Annotated in this window: 18 protein-coding genes; 14 read left to right on the top strand and 4 right to left on the bottom strand. The window is 73.7% G+C overall.

The window, feature by feature from the left end; translation table 11 throughout:
* The coding region (locus VFZ92_RS10450; RefSeq protein ID WP_414719856.1) for a hypothetical protein at positions 1-522 on the top strand (522 nt) is incomplete at its 5' end.
* A gap of 669 nt (positions 523-1,191) precedes the next feature.
* On the opposite strand, the gene VFZ92_RS10455 is transcribed toward VFZ92_RS10450, so the two are convergent.
* Positions 1,192-1,650, bottom strand: a complete 459-nt coding sequence (locus tag VFZ92_RS10455; RefSeq protein ID WP_330875644.1) for an ATP-binding protein — start codon at positions 1,648-1,650, stop codon at positions 1,192-1,194.
* Complete coding sequence (locus VFZ92_RS10460; RefSeq protein ID WP_330875645.1) at positions 1,651-2,871, bottom strand: SGNH/GDSL hydrolase family protein; 1,221 nt, start codon at positions 2,869-2,871, stop codon at positions 1,651-1,653. It lies immediately after the preceding gene.
* A 107-nt stretch (positions 2,872-2,978) separates the two neighbouring features.
* Between VFZ92_RS10460 and VFZ92_RS10465 the strand changes: the two genes are divergently transcribed.
* The 4 genes from VFZ92_RS10465 to VFZ92_RS10480 all read left to right on the top strand — a co-directional run bounded on the left by VFZ92_RS10465 (position 2,979) and on the right by VFZ92_RS10480 (position 8,679).
* Positions 2,979-4,979 carry a primosomal protein N' gene (locus tag VFZ92_RS10465; protein WP_330875646.1) on the top strand — a complete coding sequence of 667 codons (2,001 nt, stop codon included), beginning with the start codon at positions 2,979-2,981 and terminating at the stop codon, positions 4,977-4,979.
* Positions 4,980-5,008: 29 nt separating this feature from the next.
* A complete protein-coding gene (gene ggt, locus VFZ92_RS10470) occupies positions 5,009-6,781 on the top strand; it encodes a gamma-glutamyltransferase (protein ID WP_414719857.1) in 1,773 nt (590 codons plus the stop codon).
* Between the two features lie 600 nt (positions 6,782-7,381).
* The gene (locus VFZ92_RS10475; protein WP_330875647.1) at positions 7,382-7,873 is read left to right on the top strand and encodes a SigE family RNA polymerase sigma factor; all 492 of its coding nucleotides are present in this window, start codon (positions 7,382-7,384) and stop codon (positions 7,871-7,873) included.
* Complete coding sequence (locus VFZ92_RS10480; protein ID WP_330875648.1) at positions 7,870-8,679, top strand: hypothetical protein; 810 nt, start codon at positions 7,870-7,872, stop codon at positions 8,677-8,679. The genes VFZ92_RS10475 and VFZ92_RS10480 overlap by 4 nt, the downstream gene beginning before the upstream one ends.
* 85 nt (positions 8,680-8,764) lie before the next feature.
* Here VFZ92_RS10480 and VFZ92_RS10485 read toward each other — a convergent pair whose 3' ends face one another.
* Positions 8,765-9,301: an N-acetyltransferase family protein gene (locus tag VFZ92_RS10485; protein ID WP_330875649.1), complete on the bottom strand. Its 537-nt coding sequence runs from the start codon at positions 9,299-9,301 to the stop codon at positions 8,765-8,767.
* Positions 9,302-9,318: 17 nt separating this feature from the next.
* Here VFZ92_RS10485 and VFZ92_RS10490 point away from each other — a divergent pair, with 17 nt between their 5' ends.
* The 7 genes from VFZ92_RS10490 (at position 9,319) to VFZ92_RS10520 (ending at position 16,412) form a co-directional block, all read left to right on the top strand.
* On the top strand, positions 9,319-9,882 hold the full coding sequence (locus VFZ92_RS10490) for an XRE family transcriptional regulator (protein ID WP_330875650.1): 564 nt from the start codon (positions 9,319-9,321) through the stop codon (positions 9,880-9,882).
* A 267-nt stretch (positions 9,883-10,149) separates the two neighbouring features.
* Complete coding sequence (locus VFZ92_RS10495) at positions 10,150-10,296, top strand: hypothetical protein (RefSeq protein WP_330875651.1); 147 nt, start codon at positions 10,150-10,152, stop codon at positions 10,294-10,296.
* 49 nt (positions 10,297-10,345) lie between these two features.
* On the top strand, positions 10,346-10,891 hold the full coding sequence (def, locus tag VFZ92_RS10500) for a peptide deformylase (protein ID WP_330875652.1): 546 nt from the start codon (positions 10,346-10,348) through the stop codon (positions 10,889-10,891).
* A gap of 2 nt (positions 10,892-10,893) precedes the next feature.
* A complete protein-coding gene (fmt, locus tag VFZ92_RS10505) occupies positions 10,894-11,841 on the top strand; it encodes a methionyl-tRNA formyltransferase (protein ID WP_330875653.1) in 948 nt (315 codons plus the stop codon).
* Positions 11,838-13,283, top strand: coding sequence for an RsmB/NOP family class I SAM-dependent RNA methyltransferase (locus VFZ92_RS10510; protein WP_330875654.1), 1,446 nt, complete (start codon positions 11,838-11,840; stop codon positions 13,281-13,283). The genes fmt and VFZ92_RS10510 overlap by 4 nt, the downstream gene beginning before the upstream one ends.
* 22 nt (positions 13,284-13,305) lie before the next feature.
* On the top strand, positions 13,306-13,809 hold the full coding sequence (locus VFZ92_RS10515) for a flavoprotein (RefSeq protein ID WP_330875655.1): 504 nt from the start codon (positions 13,306-13,308) through the stop codon (positions 13,807-13,809).
* Positions 13,810-13,964: 155 nt separating this feature from the next.
* Positions 13,965-16,412, top strand: a complete 2,448-nt coding sequence (locus tag VFZ92_RS10520) for a helix-turn-helix transcriptional regulator (protein WP_330875656.1) — start codon at positions 13,965-13,967, stop codon at positions 16,410-16,412.
* 204 nt (positions 16,413-16,616) lie between these two features.
* On the opposite strand, the gene VFZ92_RS10525 is transcribed toward VFZ92_RS10520, so the two are convergent.
* Complete coding sequence (locus tag VFZ92_RS10525) at positions 16,617-17,294, bottom strand: SDR family NAD(P)-dependent oxidoreductase (RefSeq protein ID WP_330875657.1); 678 nt, start codon at positions 17,292-17,294, stop codon at positions 16,617-16,619.
* A 201-nt stretch (positions 17,295-17,495) separates the two neighbouring features.
* Here VFZ92_RS10525 and rpe point away from each other — a divergent pair, with 201 nt between their 5' ends.
* Both rpe and ribD read left to right on the top strand, forming a co-directional pair.
* On the top strand, positions 17,496-18,155 hold the full coding sequence (gene rpe, locus VFZ92_RS10530; RefSeq protein WP_330875719.1) for a ribulose-phosphate 3-epimerase: 660 nt from the start codon (positions 17,496-17,498) through the stop codon (positions 18,153-18,155).
* Positions 18,155-19,162: a bifunctional diaminohydroxyphosphoribosylaminopyrimidine deaminase/5-amino-6-(5-phosphoribosylamino)uracil reductase RibD gene (gene ribD, locus VFZ92_RS10535; RefSeq protein ID WP_330875658.1), complete on the top strand. Its 1,008-nt coding sequence runs from the start codon at positions 18,155-18,157 to the stop codon at positions 19,160-19,162. Before rpe ends, ribD begins: the two co-directional genes overlap by 1 nt.
* Positions 19,163-19,166: the final 4 nt, after the last annotated feature.

The following is a 19,166-nucleotide window of genomic DNA, read 5'->3' on the forward strand; positions in this document are numbered from 1 at the left end:
CCTGACGGAGGCCACCACAGCCCGCGCGGCGCACACCTGACCGGCGCCAGGTTCGCCCTGCACGCCCCCGAGATACGCACCGGCGGCCAGGTGCACCTCACCGACCTGCGCGCTTCGGGCACGGTCAAGCTCGACGGTGCCCGCACCGGTGGCAACCTCGGCTGCGACGGTGCCTGCGTCGGTGGCAACCTCGGCTGCGACGGTGCCTGCGTCGGTGGCAACCTCGGCTGCGACGGCGCCCGGCTCACCAGCAGCACCGACGCGGCGCTGGTGGCCGCGGACCTCCAGGTCGACGACAACCTCCTCCTGAGCAACGGCTTCCACACCACCACCGGTTCCACCGCCGTCGCGGCCGTCCGCATCCGCGGCGTCCGCATCCGCGGCGCTCGCGTCGGCGGTCAGCTCGTCCTGCGCGACGCCAAGGCCACCGGCACCGTCGCCCTGGACCTGGAGCAGGTCCGAGTCGGTGTGAAGATCCTCTTCGCCCCGGATTTCCCCGACGGCCTGGTCGACCTGACCTAAGTCGGCGTCTCCCGCGACGCCGCCCTGACGGACTGGCTGGACCTGCTGGCAAACCGCACCAGCCGCTACGCCAGCCAGCCGTACCTCCACCTGGCCGCCGCCCACCAGGCGGCGGGCAACGCTGCCAGATCTCGACCACCACCGGCCTGGTTCGCAAGACGACGTGACGGAGCGGGGGAGGACACGACCTCCCTTCCGGCCGACGCACGGCACACCAGCCGAGCAGCGTTCCGCATCAGGCTGGCCGGGAGCCGACACGGCTGAGCTTGCCCGCAGGACAACCTGACCAACCTGATCGCTGGACGAGTTGACGAACCTGATCGGGCCCTGCGCGACTGGACCAACCGGCCTCGCTGAGCTTGCCGACCGGCTGCCTCATCTGGCCGAGCATGGCGGGTCCAGCCAGCGAGGCGCAGCCGGCGTGGCTGAACCTGTCGCCTGGTGCAACCGACGTGACCCGTCCTGACTGGCTTCAGCCAATGCCAGTAGCCCAGTCGAGCCAGCCAGCCGAGCCGAGTCTGACCCAACCCAACCCAACCCAACTCAACCCAGCACAGCCGAGCCGAGCCGTCAGGTTTCTCAGACCGTTCGGCTACTCAGGTCAACCCGCCGACCGTCAGCCAGCGGCCCCAGGGCAGCCGCGGCCCGATACCGCCCCTCCTCCCACACTCACTCCCGGACAGGGTCGAACAGGGCGATCTCAGCCGCGTCCGGTGGTTCGAACTGGGTCGTGTAGTGCTCCAGCATCGACCGCGTGATCGGCACCATCCCCGGTTGGTCGTTGCGCACCTCCAGCCGTCGCACCAGCTCCTCGAACGGCACGTCCAGGAACCGCAGCTCCACGCTCGCACCCAGCGCCCTGCCCTCCCGCAACACCACCTCCCGCTCCGCGCGCGACCAGAAGCCGTTCTCCAGCACCACCGTCACCCCCTGCACCAGCAGGGCCCGCGCGTGGCGCCAGAACACCGCCTCCAGGGCGGCGCGGAAGCGCTCGTCGAACAGGTCGACCCCGAGTGCGGCCATCCACTCGTCCGGGCACAGGCGGATGGCGGGCAGTTCCGCCGCCAGCTTCCTCGCCAGCGTCGTCTTGCCCGCCCCCGGCAGGCCGCACAGCACGATCAGGCGCATCTACAGCGCTCTCAGGTCCACCGCCGCGGCCATGGCGCGGTAGCCCGCGTCGTTGGGGTGCACGTGGTCACCGCTGTCGTACGCGGGCAGCAGAGCGCGCGGGTCGGCGGGGTCGGCCAGTGCGCGGTCGAAGTCGACCACGGCGTCGTACTCGCCGGACGTGCGGATCCACGCGTTCACCTCCGAGCGCACCGCCTCGATGCGCTCGCCGTAGGTGGCGAACCCCTTCACGGGCAGCAGCGTCGCGCCGACGACCCGCACACCCCGCGCGTGGGCCTGCCGGATGAGGGTGCGGTGGCCCGCGATCACCTCGGCGGCGGTCACCTCCGGGTTCGGGACGAAGCACTCGAACTCGACGTCGCTGGAGATGATGTCGTTGATGCCCTCCAGCACGACCACCGTGCGGACGTCCGGTCTGCCCAGCACGTCGCGCGTGAAGCGCTTCGTCGCGGACTCCCCGAAGCAGGGCGAGTCGTTGAGCACGCGGTTGCCGCCGATGCCCTCGTTGAGGACGCCGAACCGGCCGCGCAGCCGCTCGGCCAGCTCGTCGGGGTAGCGGTTGTCGGCGTCGACCGTCGACCCCACGCCGTCGGTGATGGAGTCGCCGAACGCCACGACCGTGCCACGTCTCGGCGAGGTGTCCAGCACGTCGACGCCCGTCAGGAAGTACCACGAGCGGGTGGTCTCGGTGAACGCGGCGGCCGACGTGTCGGACAGGTGCTCGCCCGACGCCCGGAAACTGGTCGCGAGGGCACTCGCGTGGAACGTCGCGGGGCCGGTCGGTCTCGCGAAGTGCAGCGTCACCGCCACCTCGTCGAGCGGACCGACGGGCAGGGCGGCCGCGTCGCTCACGATCTCGCGCCCCGCCGGGATCTCCACGCCCGCGCGGTGCCCGAAGGTCAGGCGCCGCACCGACCCCGGCCGCACCGCGCCCCCGTCGGCGGCACGGGCGATCGTCGCCCCCGTGAGCGACACCGGGCCGCTGTGCACAGTGGACAGTCGTACTCGGAGCAGCGGGCCGCCCGCGGTGACGCGGACCACCTGCCGGACGCTCTGGTCCGCGAAGCCCTCCCGCGACCAGTTCGGCTCGAAGCCCGCGACCGGCGCCTGGGGCGACGCCCCCCAGCCGCCAGCCCACCGCGCCTCGGCGGCCGAGGCGGCCGAAGGTGCGCTCATCAGCAACGATGTCGTGGCGACCAGCGCCACCGCGGTGCGTTTCACGTCCTTACCCCCGTTGGTTCGCGAGTTCTGAGGACAAGGTAGCGGCGGGGTCCGACAATTCCGGTCCGAGCGCTTTCCTGTCGTACTCCTCTGGTAGACCAAAGGGCATGGCGAGCAAAGCGACGACGAGGCGTGGTGAACGCACCCCCGCCGAGGTGCTGCCGGTCGCGCGCGTCTGTGTGGACGTCCCGCTCGCGCACCTGGACCGGGCGTTCGACTACCAGGTGTCGGCGGACCAGGCCGAGGCCGCGGTTCCGGGGTGCCGCGTGCGGGTGCGGTTCGCCGGTCAGCTCGTCGACGGGTTCCTCCTCGAACGGGTGGAGGGTTCGGAGTACGGGAAGAAGCTGACGTACCTGGAACGGGTGACGTCCCCGGAACCGGTGCTGTCGCCGGAGGTGGCGGAGCTGGCCCGCGTGGTCGCGGACCGGTTCGCGGGCACGCTGATCGACGTGCTGCGGATGGCGATCCCGCCGAGGCACGCCAGAGCGGAGGGGCAGCCGTCGCCGGAACCGGCCCCGCCGCCCGAGGTGCCGGTGGCGGCCGGGTGGACGCGGTACCCGTTCGGGCCCAACCTGCTCGACGCGCTGCTCTCCGGTCGGACGGCGCGCGCGGTGTGGCAGGCGCTGCCCGCCGAGGACTGGCCCGCGCGGCTGGCCGAGGCGGCGGCGACGGTCGCGAGCACCGGCAAGGGCGTGCTGCTGGTCGTGCCCGACCACCGCGACGTGGCGCGGTTGCGAGCGGCGTGCGCGGCGCTGGTGGGGGAGACCGGTGTGGTGACGCTGTCGGCCGACCTGGGGCCGTCCGAGCGGTACAAGAGGTGGCTCGCCGTGCGGCGCGGCTCGGTCCGGGTCGTCATCGGCACCAGGGCGGCGGCGTTCGCGCCCGTCGCGGACCTCGGCCTGGTCGTGGTGTGGGACGACGGCGACGACCTGCACTCCGAACCGAGGATGCCGTACCCGAACGTGCGGGACGTGCTGGTGCAGCGCGCCCACCTCACGGGGGCCGCGTTCCTGGTGGGCGGGTTCGCGCGCACGGCGGAGGCGCAGCTGCTCGTGGAGAGCGGGTGGGCGCACGAGGTGGTCGCGGCGCGCGAGACGCTGCGCACGGCTGCGCCGAGGGTCGCCGCCGTCGGCGACAGCGACTGGCAGGAGGTCAAGGACGCGGCGGCGCGGTCGGCCCGGCTGCCGTCGATCGCGTTCGACGCCGCGCGCGCCGCGCTGGCGGCCAGCGCTCCGGTGCTGATCCAGGTGCCGCGCCGCGGGTACGTGCCCGCGCTGGCGTGCGGGAGCTGCCGCGCGCCCACCCGGTGCCGGCGCTGCGCGGGCCCGCTGGCGCTGCCCGGCGGGTCGGACGACGGACTGCCGCGTCCGCCGTACTGCCGCTGGTGCGGGGCGACCGAGGCCGCCTACCGGTGTCCGGCGTGCGGTTCGCGCAAGCTGCGCGCGCAGATCGTCGGCGCCAGGAGAACGGCCGAGGAGCTGGGCCGCGCGTTCGCCGGCGTGCCGGTGCGGACGTCGGGCGGCGACGAGGTGCTGGCGTCGGTGACCGGCAAACCCGCGCTGGTCGTCGCGACACCGGGGGCCGAGCCGGTCGCCGAAGGCGGGTACGGAGCCGTGCTGCTGCTGGACGGCTGGTCGCTGCTCGGCCGCGCGGACCTGCGCGCCGCGGAGGAGGCGCTGCGCCGGTGGATGGCCGCCGCCGCGCTGGCGAAACCCGGTGTCGAGGGCGGGAGGGTCGTGGTCATCGCCGAGTCCGCGCTGGCGCCCGTGCAGGCGCTGGTCCGCTGGGACCCGGTGTGGCACGCCCGGCAGGAACTGGCCGCGCGCACCGAACTGGGGTTCCCGCCCGCGGTGCGGATGGCCACGGTCGACGGCTCGCCGGACGCGGTCGCGGCCCTGCTGGACGAGCTGCGGCTACCCCCGAGCGGGGAGGTGCTCGGGCCGGTGCCGCTGGACGAGGAGGGCACGAAGGAGCGCGCGCTGGTTCGGGTTTCCCGTGCCGAGGGGCGTGCGTTGGCCGCCGTGTTGACGGAAGCTCTTGGGGTGCGCAGCGCACGCAAGGACCCCGACCCCGTGCGCGTGAAGCTCGATCCGCTGGAGGTGCTGTGACCGTGTCACCCTCGGGTACGAAGAGGCCCGTGATCCGTGTGATCGCGTGTGCTCTCGTCGCGTCCACCGTTCTGCTGCCGGGCACCGCGCGGGCGAGCCAGGCCCCGCCGAGAGCACCCGAGGCCACCGGCTGGGGCGGTGCGGTGTCCAGCATCGATCCCGACGCCTCGCAGGTGGGCATCGACGTGCTGCGCCGCGGCGGCAACGCGGTCGACGCCGCCGTGGCCACCGCCGCCGCGCTCGGCGTGACCGACCCGTTCTCCGCTGGCATCGGCGGCGGCGGCTTCTTCGTCCACTACGACGCCCGCACCCGCCAGGTGTCCACCGTGGATGGTCGCGAGACCGCGCCCGCGTCCGCCACCGACGGGCTGTTCGTGGAGAACGGGGCCGCGATCCCGTTCGACCAGGCCGTGACCAGCGGGCTGTCCGTCGGCGTGCCCGGCACGCCCAGGACGTGGCAGGAAGCCCTGAAGCGGTGGGGCACGCTCTCGCTGCGCGAGGCGATCAGCCCGGCCGAGCGGATCGCGCGCGAGGGCTTCACGGTCGACGCGACCTTCGCCACGCAGATCACGAACAACGCCGCTCGCTTCGCGGACTTCCCGTCGACCAGGGAGCTGTACCTGCCGCGGGGCGCGGCGCCCGCGGTCGGCTCGCGCTTCCGCAACCCCGACCTCGCGGACACCTACCGCGAGATGGGCCGCCGCGGCGTGGACGCGTTCTACCGAGGCGAGATCGGCGCCGACCTGGTCGAGACCGTCCGCACACCCCCGGTCGACCCGGCTTCGACGCGGGTCGTGCGTCCCGGCGACCTGACCAGGTCCGACCTCGCGCGCTACACCGCGCCGCTGCGCGAACCCAGCCGCACGAGCTACCGGGGCCTCGACGTCTACGGGATGGCGCCGCCGTCGTCCGGCGGCACGACCGTCGGCGAGGCGTTGAACATCCTGGAGGGCGTCGACGTCGGCTCCCTCACCCCGACCCAGTACCTGCACCGGTTCATCGAGGCCAGCAGGCTGTCGTTCGCCGACCGCAACCGCTGGGTGGGCGACCCGGCGTTCGTCGACGTGCCCACCCGCGAACTGCTGTCGCAGCGCTTCGCCGACAGCCGCGCCTGCCTCATCGCGCCGGACAAGGTCCTGACGAGCCCGGTCGCTCCCGGCGACCCGCGCAATCCCGCCGCGTGCGCCACCGTCGGCGCCGCCGCGCCGACGCCGTACGAGGGCGAGCACACCACCCACCTGACGACCGCCGACCGGTGGGGCAACGTCGTGGCGTACACGCTGACGATCGAGCAGGAGGGCGGCAGCGGCATCGTCGTGCCGGGTCGCGGGTTCCTGCTCAACAACGAGCTGACCGACTTCTCGTTCACCCCGGTCACGCCCGGCGTACCCGACCCGAACCTGCCGGGACCGGGCAAGAGGCCGCGCTCGTCGATGGCGCCGACCATCGTGCTCGACCACGGCAAGGCCGTGCTGGCGGTGGGATCGCCGGGTGGCGCGAGCATCATCACGACGGTGTTGCAGGTGCTGGTCGGACAGGTCGACCGGGACCTGCCGCTGGTGCGGGCCATCGCCGCGCCGAGGGCTTCACAGCGCAACGCCGCGTCCACGCAGGCCGAGGCCGCGTTCCTGGGGACGCCGGAGGCCGCGGCGCTCCAGGCGCTGGGGCACCGGTTCACGTCCACGACGGAGATCGGGGCGGCGACCGGGGTGGAGTTGTTGCGCGATGGCCGGTGGAGGGCTGCCGCTGAGACGACTCGGAGGGGTGGAGGGGCTGCGAGGGTGGTGTTTCCGACGAAGTGAGGGTGGGGCTTGGTCAGGCCGTGGTGGGCCGGGTGGTGGGGGAGGACTCGGCTGCGGCTCTGGCTGGCTGAGTGCCGCTGGGTGGGGCGCCGCTGGGTGAGGCACTGCCGCGTGGGTGGTGACGGCTGGCTGGCTGGCGTGATGGTTGCCGGAGCGGTGGTGGCTGATCATCTCCAGCGGCGGATTCCAGCCGCCTGTGCCCAGGCCGCATCTGAGCCTCTTGGGCAGCACGGTGGTGACCTGCTCCGGGGCACGACGGTGCTGTGAGCCAGGGTCTTCGAGCTCAGTTCCCACCCCGCCCCCGATCCCCAGCGCCCTCATGGTCGGCCGTGCCGTGTCAAGGCATCTTTCCCGCCTTGACGCGGTGCGTCCGGCCATGGAGACCATCGCGCAAGCGGGGGGAGGTCCAGTGGTCGCAAAACGGCTCCCCACGGCAGCGGACCAGCAGCAGGCCACCGATCCCGGCACGGGCTCGGCGCTCCCGACAGCCGTCGACAGACCGAGCGCGCAGACCGAGCGCGCAGACCGAATGCAACGTATGAGGTCACTTCCGCATTAGGGGTGCGGAATCGAGGTCTGGTCGACGATCGGGAGTGGCCGATGGAGTTCGCTGAATACGTGGCAAGGCAGCGTCCCGCGCTGATGCGGTTCGCCACGGTCCTGACCTGCCGGACCTGGCTGGCCGAGGACCTGGTGAGCGATGTGCTGGGTCGGGCGTTCGAGCGCTGGGACCGGATCTCGGTGATGGCCGAGCCGAACGCCTACGTGCGGCGGATGGTCGTCAACGAGTACCTGTCCTGGCGCAGGAGGCTGACCCGTACGTCCCCGCGCGCCGAGGTCGAGCCGATGGTGATCTCGGACGGCGCGACCGAGCGGGCCGAGCGGGACGAGATGGTTCGCCGTCTCGCGGGTCTGCCCAGGAAGCAGCGCGCGGCCGTGGTGCTGCGCTACTACGCGGGCCTGTCCGACAAGGAGATCGCCACACAGCTGGGGTGCCGGGAACCGACCGTGCGCAGCCAGATCCACCGCGCGCTCAACGCTCTGCGCATCGACCTCACCGCCAGCGCCCCCAACTTCCAGGAGACCTCATGAGTGACCTGCGGACCCTCCACGACGCCTTCGCCGAGCTGGAGCGGCGCGCCGACGCCGCGGCCGCGGGTACGGCTACGGGTACGGCCCCGGTCGTGCGACCGCGGCGGGCCGTGCGGCTGGTGCCCGTCGCGGCCACCGTCGTCGCGGTGGCGGCCCTGGTCGCGGGTGCGGTGTGGCTGGTGCCGGGCGATCCCGGCTCGCACGTCGCAGGCCCGCAGTCCCCGTCGTCGCCCGCACCGACCACGACCACGACCACGGCGCGCGGCCCGGTCCCCGCGACGCCGGAAGACCTGATCGCCCGGTTCAGGGTGGTGCTCGGCGACACCGCGACGTTCGAGGTGGTCAAGGGGGTCACCGTGCCACCCCCGTCCTCGGCGAACCCCGCGCAACCGGGGACGGGATCGGCCGTGGCACCGCAGCGGGAGGACGCGAACGCCCCCACCAGCGCGTTCATCGACGGGACCCTGACCTCCGCGGGCGTCACCGGGGGCTTCAGCCTGACGATCTACCCCGGCGACTCCGAGCCCGACGTGTGGTGCGACTACTCCCGCATGGAGGTCTGCGACGTCAGCACGCTGCCCGACGGCTCCCGGCTGGCGACCGGGACCGCGAGGCGGTTTCCCGGCTCGGTGTCGTACCTGGCGTGCCTCAAGCGGCCCGACGGCACGATGGTGCTCATGCACGTCGGCAACCAGGAGGACCCCAGGGGCGCCGAGATCAACTCGCCGGGCGGTGCGATCTACGCGCCGAGGCCGCCGGTGACCCTCGACCAGATGAAGGCGATCGTCGCCTCCGACAGGTGGTGACGAGGTTGCGGGGTGGCCCGCCACCGGACGTCGAACGACGGGCCACCCCCGCGCGGGCGACGGCCGCGCCACCGCACGTGCCTGGTCACACTCGTCGGGACGGGAGGCTTCGTTGCAGCAGCACGGTGTCCAGGGTCTTCCCGTGCTTCACGCCCACGCCTGTCAGGCGGCCCGCTTCGACGAAGCCGCAGCGTTGGTGCAGGCGTTCCGAGGCCGCGTTGCCGTTGTCCGCCACGACGGCGATGATCTCGCGGATGCCCGCCGCCCCGCACCGGTCGACCAGGCTGGTCAGCAGCACCGTGCCCAGGCCCCGGCCCGCGGCCGAGGGGGCCAGGTAGATGGTGCTCTCGGCGGTGTAGCGGTAGGCCGTCTTGGTCTTCCAGGGTGAGCAGTACGCCATGCCGACCACCTCTCCCCCCACCTCGGCGGTGAGGAACGGCAGGCCGCGCGCCGTCAGGTCGGTGAGCCTGGCCTGCCACTCCGCCGCGTCGGGGGCGGTTTCGGCGAACGTGACGGTGGTGTTGTCCACGTAGTCGGCGTAGATCGCGGCAATCGCGGGCAGGTCGTCGGCGCGGGTGTCGCGGACCCGCTGATCGGCCACAATTTCCTCTATAGTGCTCACCATTCTACTATAGCGTCATGTTTGACCTGGATGAACTCGCCCGGCGGATCCAGCGGCTCCGGGCCGAGCGCGGGCACACCCTGTCCGCGCTGGCCACGCGGTGCTCGGTGAGCGTGAGCATGCTGTCCGCGGTCGAGCGGGCGGAGAAGGCGCCGACCGTCGTGGTCCTGGCGCGGATCGCGGACGGGCTGGGGGTGCCGTTGGTGTCGTTGCTGGAGGACGACGAGGAGCGGCGGTTCGTGGTTCGGCGCCGTGCGGAGCAGGAGCGGTCGACCCACCCCGGCGGGTGGGAGAAGACCGTGGTGTCGCCGGTGGTGGCCGGGGTCAACTTCGAGCTGGTGCGGGTGGTGCTGCCCGTCGGTTGTGACGCGGGCGGGTTCCCGGCCTACGCGCGCGGTTCGCACGAGTACGTGGTGGTCGAGACCGGGACGCTGCGGTTGACGGTCGGCGAGCGGGTGGTCGGCCTCGGAGCGGGCGATTCCGCCTACTTCGAGGCCGACCAGGAGCACGGGTTCGCCAACGCGGGCGGCGAGCCGTGCGTCTACCACGTGGCCGCGCTGATCATGCGGCCACGGGGGTGACCAACAGGCCCGGCGACGATCCCCGCCCGGCCCGACTCGTGGCCGGACGGGTGAACACGAGCGAGCCGGTGGTGCCCGCGAGGGTCGTCACGCCGCTCCCCGCCGGCTGGTCCGCTCCAGCCTCGTGGTCGGTGGGTGCCCACCGCCCGGCCGGGTGGCACGTCCGGGCCTACGACCAGGGGATGACGGCAGGGCGCTACTCCGAGTGGACGCGGGCGCACCCCCGCGCGGGTGATCCTGGGACCACCGAACGAAGAGGAGCCCGCCATGGTCACCACCACGATCGCCACGCCGCACACGCCCGCCGCCGTCACCGCGGCGGGCCGCGGCATCGTCAACGCCGCCCGTTTCGCGGGCCACTTCCTGCTCGCGCTGGTCGGCGTCGTGTTCCTGGGCACGGGCCTCGACCACTGAACCCGACGACTCTCCTAGACTGGTCGTCTGCCCAGTGCGAGGAGAGTGCGTGACCGTCCAACCCATCCGGCTGTTCGGCGACCCGGTGCTGCGGACACCCGCCGCCGAGGTCACCGACTTCGACGCCGAGCTGCGCACCCTGGTCAAGGACCTGTGGGACACGATGAGCGAGGCGGGCGGCGCCGGTCTGGCCGCACCGCAGCTGGGTGTCGGCCTGCGGGTGTTCACCTACCACGTCGACGGTTTCGCCGGACACCTGATCAACCCCACCTGGACCGTCGTCGGCGACGAGTTCCAGGACGGCCCCGAGGGCTGCCTGTCCATCCCGGAGATGCACTGGGACTGCCGCCGCCACCTGAACGTCGTGGCCAGGGGCTGGAACATGCACGGCGAGCCGGTGGTCGTCGAGGGCACGAACACGCTGGCCCGCTGCATCCAGCACGAGACCGACCACCTGGACGGCGTGCTGTTCCTGGACCGGCTCGACGCCGAGACCCGCAAGCAGGCGATGCGGGAGATCCGGCAGGCCGAGTGGTTCGACGGCGGGGTCCCCGTCCTGAAGCAGAGCCCGCACCCGCTCTTCGGGGGTAGGTAGTCGTGCGGTTGGTCTTCGCGGGCACACCGGAACCGGCGCTGCCGTCCCTCCGCGCCTTCATCGAGTCGCCGAACCACGAGGTCGTCGCGGTCGTCACCCGCCCGGACGCCCCCGCGGGCCGCGGTCGCCACCTCGAACGGTCGCCGGTCGGCGCGCTGGCCGACGAGCACGGCATCGAGGTGCTCACGCCCGCCAAGGCGAGCGACCCCGACTTCCTGCGCAGGCTCGCGGAGCTGGCGCCCGACGCGTGCCCCGTGGTCGCGTACGGCGCGCTGCTGCCCCAGGCCGCGCTGGACATCCCCACCCACGGATGGGTGAACCTGCACTTCTCGCTGCTGCCCGCCTGGCGCGGCGCGGCCCCCGTGCAGGCGGCCGTCCGCAACGGCGACGACATCGTCGGCGCGTCCACGTTCCGCATCGTCAAGCCGCTCGACGCGGGCCCGGTGTTCGGCACGATCACCGAGGAGGCCCGCCCCCGCGACACCGCCGGTGAGCTGCTGGCCCGGTTCGCCGAACGCGGCGCGCGGCTGCTGCTGGCCACCATCGACGGTATCGAGGACGGGACGCTGCGCCCGGTCGAGCAGCCGTCCGAGGGCGTCAGCTACGCCCCCAAGATCACCGTCGAGGACGCCCGGCTGGACTTCACCGCGCCCGCCGCGGCGGTCGACCGGCTGGCGCGCGCGGTCACGCCCGATCCGGGAGCCTGGGCCGAGTTCCGGGGCGAACGCCTCAAGCTCGGGCCCGTGACGCCCGTCGTCGTCGAGGAGGGCCAGGAGCCTCGGGAGAAGCTGGCTCCGGGAGAACTCCTGGTGCAGCGCAAGCAGGTGCTCGTCGGCACCGCCACCACACCGGTGGCGCTGGGCGACGTCCAGGCACCTGGCAAGAAGCGAATGGCCGCGACCGACTGGGCGCGCGGCGTCCGGGTCGAGGCAGGGGAGCGGATCTCATGAACGGCAATTCCTCCTCCCGACCCTCGCGGCCGTCCCGGCCGCGCAAGCCCGCGCCGCCGCGCAGGCGCGTGGGCCCGGAGCGCCCTCCCGTCGAGGACCCGGCCCGCCTGGCCGCGCTGGACACGCTGCGCGCGGTCCGCCAGCGCGACGCCTACGCGAACCTCGTGCTGCCGAAGCTGCTGCGCGAGCGGCGGATCACCGGCCGCGACGCGGCGCTGGCCACCGAACTGGCGTACGGCTCGGCGCGCGCGCAGGGCCTGCTGGACGCGGTGATCGGGGCGTGCTCCGACCGGCCGCTGTCCGATGTGGACGGGCTGCTGCTCGACGCGCTGCGCCTGGGCGCGTACCAGCTGCTGCGCACCAGGATCCCGGCGCACGCCGCCGTGGCGTCCACTGTGGACCTGGTCCGCGCGGGCCAGGGCTCCGGTGCGGCGGGCTTCGTCAACGCCGTCCTGCGCCGCGTCACCGAGCAGGACGAGGCGTCCTGGGTCGACGAGCTGGCCCCGGACCCGGATTCCGACCCGATCGGCCACGTCGCCCTCGCCAACGCGCACCCGCGCTGGATCGCGCAAGCGTTCGCGGAGGCCCTGGGCAGCCGCGACGAGCCGCTGCGCGACGCCCTGGCCGCGGACGACACCCGTCCCGAGGTGCACCTGGCCGCACGGCCGGGCGAGGTCAGCGCGGAGGAACTGGCCGCGATGACGGGCGGCGAGGTCGCCCCGTACTCGCCCTACGGCGTGCACCTGGAGTCCGGCTCCGGCGACCCCGGCGACCTCGACCCGCTGCGGGAGCACCTCGCCGTCGTGCAGGACGAGGGCAGCCAGCTCTGCGCGATCGCGCTGACGAACGTGCCGGTCGAGGGCACCGACGAGCGCTGGCTCGACCTGTGCGCGGGCCCCGGCGGCAAGGCCGTGATGCTCGGCGCGCTGGCCGCGTTGAACGGCGGCGCGCTGGACGCCGTCGAACTGGCCCCGCACCGCGCCGAGCTGGTGCGCAAGGCGACCAAGGGCCTCCCGATCACCGTCCACGTCGGCGACGCCCGCGAGACCGACCTGCCCGAGGGCGGCTTCGACCGCGTGCTCGTCGACGCGCCGTGCACCGGGCTGGGCGCGCTGCGCCGCAGGCCGGAGGCTCGGTGGCGGCGGCAGCCGTCGGACGTCGCGCCGCTGACCCGGTTGCAGCGCGAGCTGCTGACCAAGGCGCTGAAGCTGGTCCGGCCCGGCGGTGTCGTGGCGTACGTCGTGTGCTCGCCGCACCTGTCCGAGACGGTCGGCATCGTCGCGGACGTGGCCCGGCGGACCGGCGCGGAGCGGTTGGACACCAAGGAGTTCTTCCCCGGCGTCCCGCACCTGGCCGACCCGCACAACGTCCAGCTCTGGCCGCACCTGCACGGCACCGACGCGATGTTCTGCGCTCTGCTGCGGCGGCCGGCCGAGGCATGAGGAGCAGCGTGAGCGGCACCCGGTGAACGGCGGGGTGCTGGGTCTGGTCACCTCGGGCGCCGGTGGGGTCGAGCGGTGGTTCCGCACCGGCCTCGCCGCGCCCGCGGCCGACCGCGGCTGGCGGCTCGCCGTCACGCTCACGCCGACGGCCGCCCGCTGGCTCGACGAGGCGGGCGAGCTGGACCCGCTGGGGGCGCTGACGGACCTGCCGGTGCGCTGGACGTCCCGGCTGCCCGGTGAGCCCAAGCCGCACCCGCCACCGGACTGCTTCGTGTTCGCGCCCGCCACGGCGAACTCCGTGGCCAAGCTCGCGCTGGGCATCTCGGACAACCAGGCGCTGACCGTGCTCTGCGAGGCGCTGGGGACGCCGGACGTGCCGGTGATCGTGCAGCCGCAGTCGAACGAGGCCCAGCGGCGGCACCCGGCGTGGACCGGGCACCTGGAAACCCTGCGGAACGCCGGGGTGCTGGTCGTGCCCGAGGGCGGGCCGGAGCCGGTGCTGGCCGAACTCGACCGCTGGCGATGATCTTGCCCGGAGCCGCTCCCGCCGGGTCGCACCTGCTCTGACCGGGCCGTTCGGCCATTAGAAGTATTCATTCCACGCGAATTGACAGGCGCCGGACGGGCGTTGCACGCTGCACCGTGTCGATGGTCTCCGGGCGTGCGCGTGAATGGGGTTCGGTGCGCCGCTTTCTGCTGGCGGCGGGCTCCGGAGCCGGTGGTCTGCTCGTCCTGGACGGCCCGCCCGTGTCCGGCAAGACCCTCCTGCTGCACGAGGCCGTGCGCGTCGCCCGCGACCAGGACCTGCCCGTCGTGCTCGTCACGGCGACCTCCGGTGACCTGTTCGGCGGGTCGACCGACGCCGCCGAGGCGCTCGTCGCGGACCACCCGCTGCTGATCGCCGTCGACCACGCCCACCTCGACCCTGCGGGCGTGCTCGCGCTGCTGCCGAAGCTGAGCGGCACACCGCTGGCCGTGCTGATGGCGGTGAACGGCGCCACGGCGGGCACCGAGGCGCAGCGGGCCCTCGCGGCCCGCGCCGAGGTCGTCGTGCTGGGGCCGGTGGACGACGAGGCCGTCGACGAGATCGCCCGCGGGCTGCTCGGCGCGACCCCGCACGCCGACCTGCGCGCGCTCATCGCGGGAGCGGGCGGCAACCCGAGGCTGGTCACCGAGCTGATCGAGGGCCTGCGCGAGGAGGGCCAGCTGGAGCTGCGCGGCGGTGTCGCGCACGTGCGCGGCGGCTGGCTGCCGCAGCGGGTCGCGGCCCTCGTGCGCGACCGCGTCGACCTGCTGTCCGCCAAGGCGACGCAGCTGCTGCGGGTCGCCGCCGTCGTCGGCCGGTCGTTCCTGCTGCACGACGTCGCCACCATGATGAGCGAGACCACTGCCTCGCTGCTGCTGGCCGTGGACGAGGTCCTCCAGTCCGGTCTGCTCGTGCCCGCGCACGAGCGGCTGGAGTTCCCCAGCGACCTCGTGCGGCGCGCCGTCGTCGAGTCGATCCCGCGCTCGATCCTGCACGCGCTGCGCCACGACGTCGCCGTGCTGCGCCCGCCGTTCGCCGTCGAACCGACCGCGCACGCGCCGCTGCCGGGTGAGGTGGGCGGCGACGTCGTGCAGGGCGTGCGCACGCTCGCGGCGAGCGGCAGGCTCGGGTCGGCCATCGCGCTGGCGCGGGAGACGTTGGCGCAGCGCGTGCCCCCCACCGTCGCGGCGGAGCTGCACTGCGTGCTCGCGGGCATCCTGCTGGCCGACGGACGCCCCGGCGACGCGGTCGTGGAGACCGACCACGCGCTGACCATCCCGTCGGTGACCGGACCGCTGCGCAGGCTGTCCGCGGCGGGGCGGTTGCTGTCGCTGTACTTCGCGACCGGCAGCCGGGTCCGCGAGCACGCCCTGTCGCTGCTGACCGTCCGCGACCGGGACGCCGGCGACGCCGACGCCGTCATGGCCGCGACGGTGCACTCCTGCCTGGAGTGGAACGCCGGGAACCTCGCCGAGGGCGTCTACTGGGGGCGCGAGTCCACGAAGTGGCTGCCCACCGGGCCGTCGGCGTGGTGGTTCTCGCACACGCCCGTGGCCTACGCGCTGAAGCTGGCCGCGCTGGGGGAGTTCGACGAGGCCGAGGAACTGGTGGCGGGTGACGGGCCGGTCACCGACGACGCGGTCACCAGCGGTGCGCGGGCGGCCCGGCTGATCGCCCGGTCGCGGGTGCTCGTGCAGGCCGGGCGGTTGGCCGAGGCGCACTCGGCCGCTCGGGCCGGGTTGGCGCTGGCGCACGACCGCGGGCTGAGGTTGTTGGTGCCGTTGGCCTCCACGGTGCTGGGGACGGTGGCGATCTACCGCGGCGAGTACGAGGTGGCCGCCGAGCACGTGCGGCGGTACCGGGGTGACCTGGCCGGGGGGGAGGCGGTGCTGCACTCCGGGCAGTACGACTGGGTGGAGCTGCTGCTCGCCCACGCCTCCGGGGGGCCCGCGCGGGCCGTCGGGTTGGCTCGGGAGCGGGTGGCGGAGCGGAACTCGTTGCGGCGCATGGTGATCGAGGAGCCCGGTGCCGCTCCCTGGTTGGTGCGGCTGGGGTTGGCGGTGGGGGACAGCCGGATGGTGGCCGCCGTGCTGGTGGCCGCGGACGACCTCGCCGCGAACAACCCCGGCTACGGGTCGGTGTCGGTGTCCGCCGCTCACGCGCACGCGCTGGCGGATCGGGACGTGGAGGGGTTGCTGGTCGCCGCGGGGCGGCACCGGCATCCGTGGGCGAAGGCGTGCGCGAACGCGGATCTCGTCGCGCTGCACGGGGAGCGGGGGGAGGACGGCGGCCCCCACCTGGAGGTGGCGTGTCGGATCCTCGGGCAGATGGGGGCCGATGGGGAGATCGGCCGGTTGATGGCACGGCCCGTGGAGGGGGTCGGGGCCGGGGGCGCACGGGAGTGGCGGCGGTTGTCGGAGCCCGAGCGGGACATCGCGTTGTTGGTGGGGGCCGGGTTGACCAACCGGCAGGTGGCGAAGCAGTTGTTCCTGTCGCCCCACACGGTGAACTACCACCTGCGGGGGATCTTCCGGAAGTTGGGGATCAACTCTCGGGTGGAGCTGGCTCGGATGGCGCACGAGGAGGCTTCGTCGAGGTCTTGACGGGTGGCGGGGTGGGTCTGGGTGTCGCCCTGGCTGCGTGCGTCCCGTTGGGCGGGCGGGTGGCTGGGCTGGTTGCGTTGCCGCGCTTGGGGGTGGTGGGGCGGAGGGCTTGGGCGCGTTGCCTTGCGACCTGGAGCCCGGTCGTGGTGCCTGAGCACCCCCAGTGCTCAGGCACCCCCTACCGCCTGCGGGTTCGGCGGGAGGTCAGGCGCCCACGGCTGTGCCGTCGGCGTGGTGGGCCAGCGCTGCCAGGACGGCCGCCGTCACCGAGGTGGCGTGCGCGTTCTGGTCCGCCACCGAGCGGAGCACCGGGGTTTCCGGGCGGGTCGGGGTGATGACCGTGCAGTGGACGCCGTGGCGGGTGATCTCGGCCGCCAGGCCGTTGGCGTAGGTGGTGGCCGCTGCCTTGGACGCCGCGTAGGCGGTGAAGCCCGGCTGGTGGGGCGGCAGGGTCGTCGCGACGGTGACGATGGAGCCGCGCCCGCGCGGGACCATGCGGGAGGCCGCCGCGCGGCTCAGGTGGAAGACCGAGTGGGTGTTGATGGCGAAGCTCTGCGCCCAGTCGTCGTCGGTGAGGCCGGTGGCGCCGCCGGTGCGGAGCAGGTCCGCCGCGTTCACGGCGATGTCCACGGGGCCGACCTCGCGTTCCACCTGGTCGACCAGGGCCTCGACGGCGGGACCCGAGGTGATGTCCACCTGCCTGCCCGCCACGCGCAGGCCCTCGTGCTGGAGGCGTTCGACCAGGTCGCAGAGGGCGCGGCCGTCCCGGTCCACGGCTGTCACGACGGCACCGCGAGCCGCCAGCGCGGCGACCACCTCGGCTCCGACGGCGCCGCACGCGCCGGTCACCACCGCGGTCTTGCCGTCGAACTGCCGGTTCATCGCTGCCACTCCCAGATCGAACCCCCGCCCCGACGGTATGCGCCCCGGTACTCGGGTGGAACTACCTGCGTGAGTAGTGCGTCCGACGCGATGTCTTCGCAGCTCAGGGCTTTGTGGACATTGTTACCGCACAAACGAGTAGTCCGGGCCCGCGCGGTGGGGCGGCGGTACCTAGACTCCTGTTCCGTGGTCCACCAGCCGATGATCGCCCCCAGCATCCTGTCCGCCGACTTCGCCCACCTCGCCCGCGAGGCCGCGGCCGTCACCGGAGCGGACTGGCTGCACGTCGACGTGATGGACGCGCACTTCGTGCCGAACCTGACGCTGGGGCTGCCGGTGGTGAAGTCGCTGCTCAAGGCGACGGACATCCCGCTGGACTGCCACCTCATGATCGACGATCCGGACAGGTGGGCGATCGGCTACGCCGAGGCGGGCGCGCACAACGTGACCGTGCACGTCGAAGCGGCGGCCGACCCGGTCCAGCTCGCGAAGGACCTGCGCGCGGCGGGCTCCAAGGCCGGGCTGTCGATCAAGCCCGGCACGCCGCTGGAACCGTACGTCGAGGTGCTCAAGCACTACGACACGCTGCTGGTGATGTCCGTCGAGCCCGGTTTCGGCGGGCAGTCGTTCATGGCCGAGGTGCTGGACAAGGTGCGCACCGCGCGCAGGCTGGTCGACACCGGCCACCTGCGGCTGGTCGTCGAGATCGACGGCGGCATCAACTCCGACACCATCGCCGCCGCCGCGGAGGCCGGTGTCGACTGCTTCGTCGCGGGCTCGGCCGTCTACGACGCCGAGGACCCCGGCCGCGCGGTGGAGGCGCTGCGCGCGCTCGCCGCCGCGAACTCGACCCGCTCCTGATGCTCGACGAGGCGATGAGGCGCGCCATCGCCGCGAGCGAGCTGGTCAGGGGAACGACCAGCCCCAACCCGCCGGTCGGCGCCGTCGTCCTCGACCGCGACGGCGAGGTGGTCGGCGTCGGCGCGACGCAGCCGCCCGGCGGTCCGCACGCCGAGGTCGTGGCGCTCGCCGAAGCCGGTGGACGGGCACGCGGCGGCACGGCCGTCGTGACGCTCGAACCGTGCTCGCACCACGGCCGCACGCCGCCCTGCACGGGTGCGCTGCTCGCCGCGGGCGTGGCGCGCGTCCGGTACGCGGTGGCGGACCCGAACCCGAAGGCCGCCGGGGGTGGCGCGGTGCTGCGGGCGGCCGGGGTCGACGCCGAGGGCGGGCTGCTGGCCGTGGAGGTCGAGCGCGGACCGCTGCGCGCGTGGCTGCACTTCGCCCGCACCGGCCGCCCGCACGTCACGTGGAAGTACGCCTCGACGCTGGACGGCAGGGTCGCCGCCGCCGACCGCACGAGCCGGTGGATCAGCTCCGAGGAGTCGCGGGCGCAGGTGCACCTGCTGCGCACCCGGATCGATGCGATCATGGTCGGCACGGGCACCGTGCGCGCCGACGACCCCAGCCTGACCGCGCGGGGAATCCCGGAGGCCCGCCAGCCGTTGCGGGTGGTGGTGGGCGAGGGCGACCTGCCGCCGGGCGCGAAGGTGTCCGACGGCGGGGCCGAGACGCTGCACGTGCGCACGCACGACCCGGACGAGGTGCTCGCCGAGCTGGCGGCGCGCGGCGTCGTGGACGTGCTGCTCGAAGGCGGCCCGACGCTCGCCGGGGCGTTCGTCGCCGCGGGCCGGGTCGACCGGGTGTTGACCTACGTCGCGCCGAAGCTCCTGGGCGCGGGTCCGGTGGCGTTGGGCGATGCTGGGGTGGCGACCATCACCGACGCTGTCGGGTTGGTGGTCGAAGAGGTCAGTATGTGCGGGCCGGACGTGCGGATCTCCGCCGTTCCGGTGGGGTTGGACGGCTGAGGAG

This window comes from Umezawaea sp. (genome assembly GCF_036375055.1).
In the GTDB taxonomy this organism is placed as follows: domain Bacteria; phylum Actinomycetota; class Actinomycetes; order Mycobacteriales; family Pseudonocardiaceae; genus Umezawaea.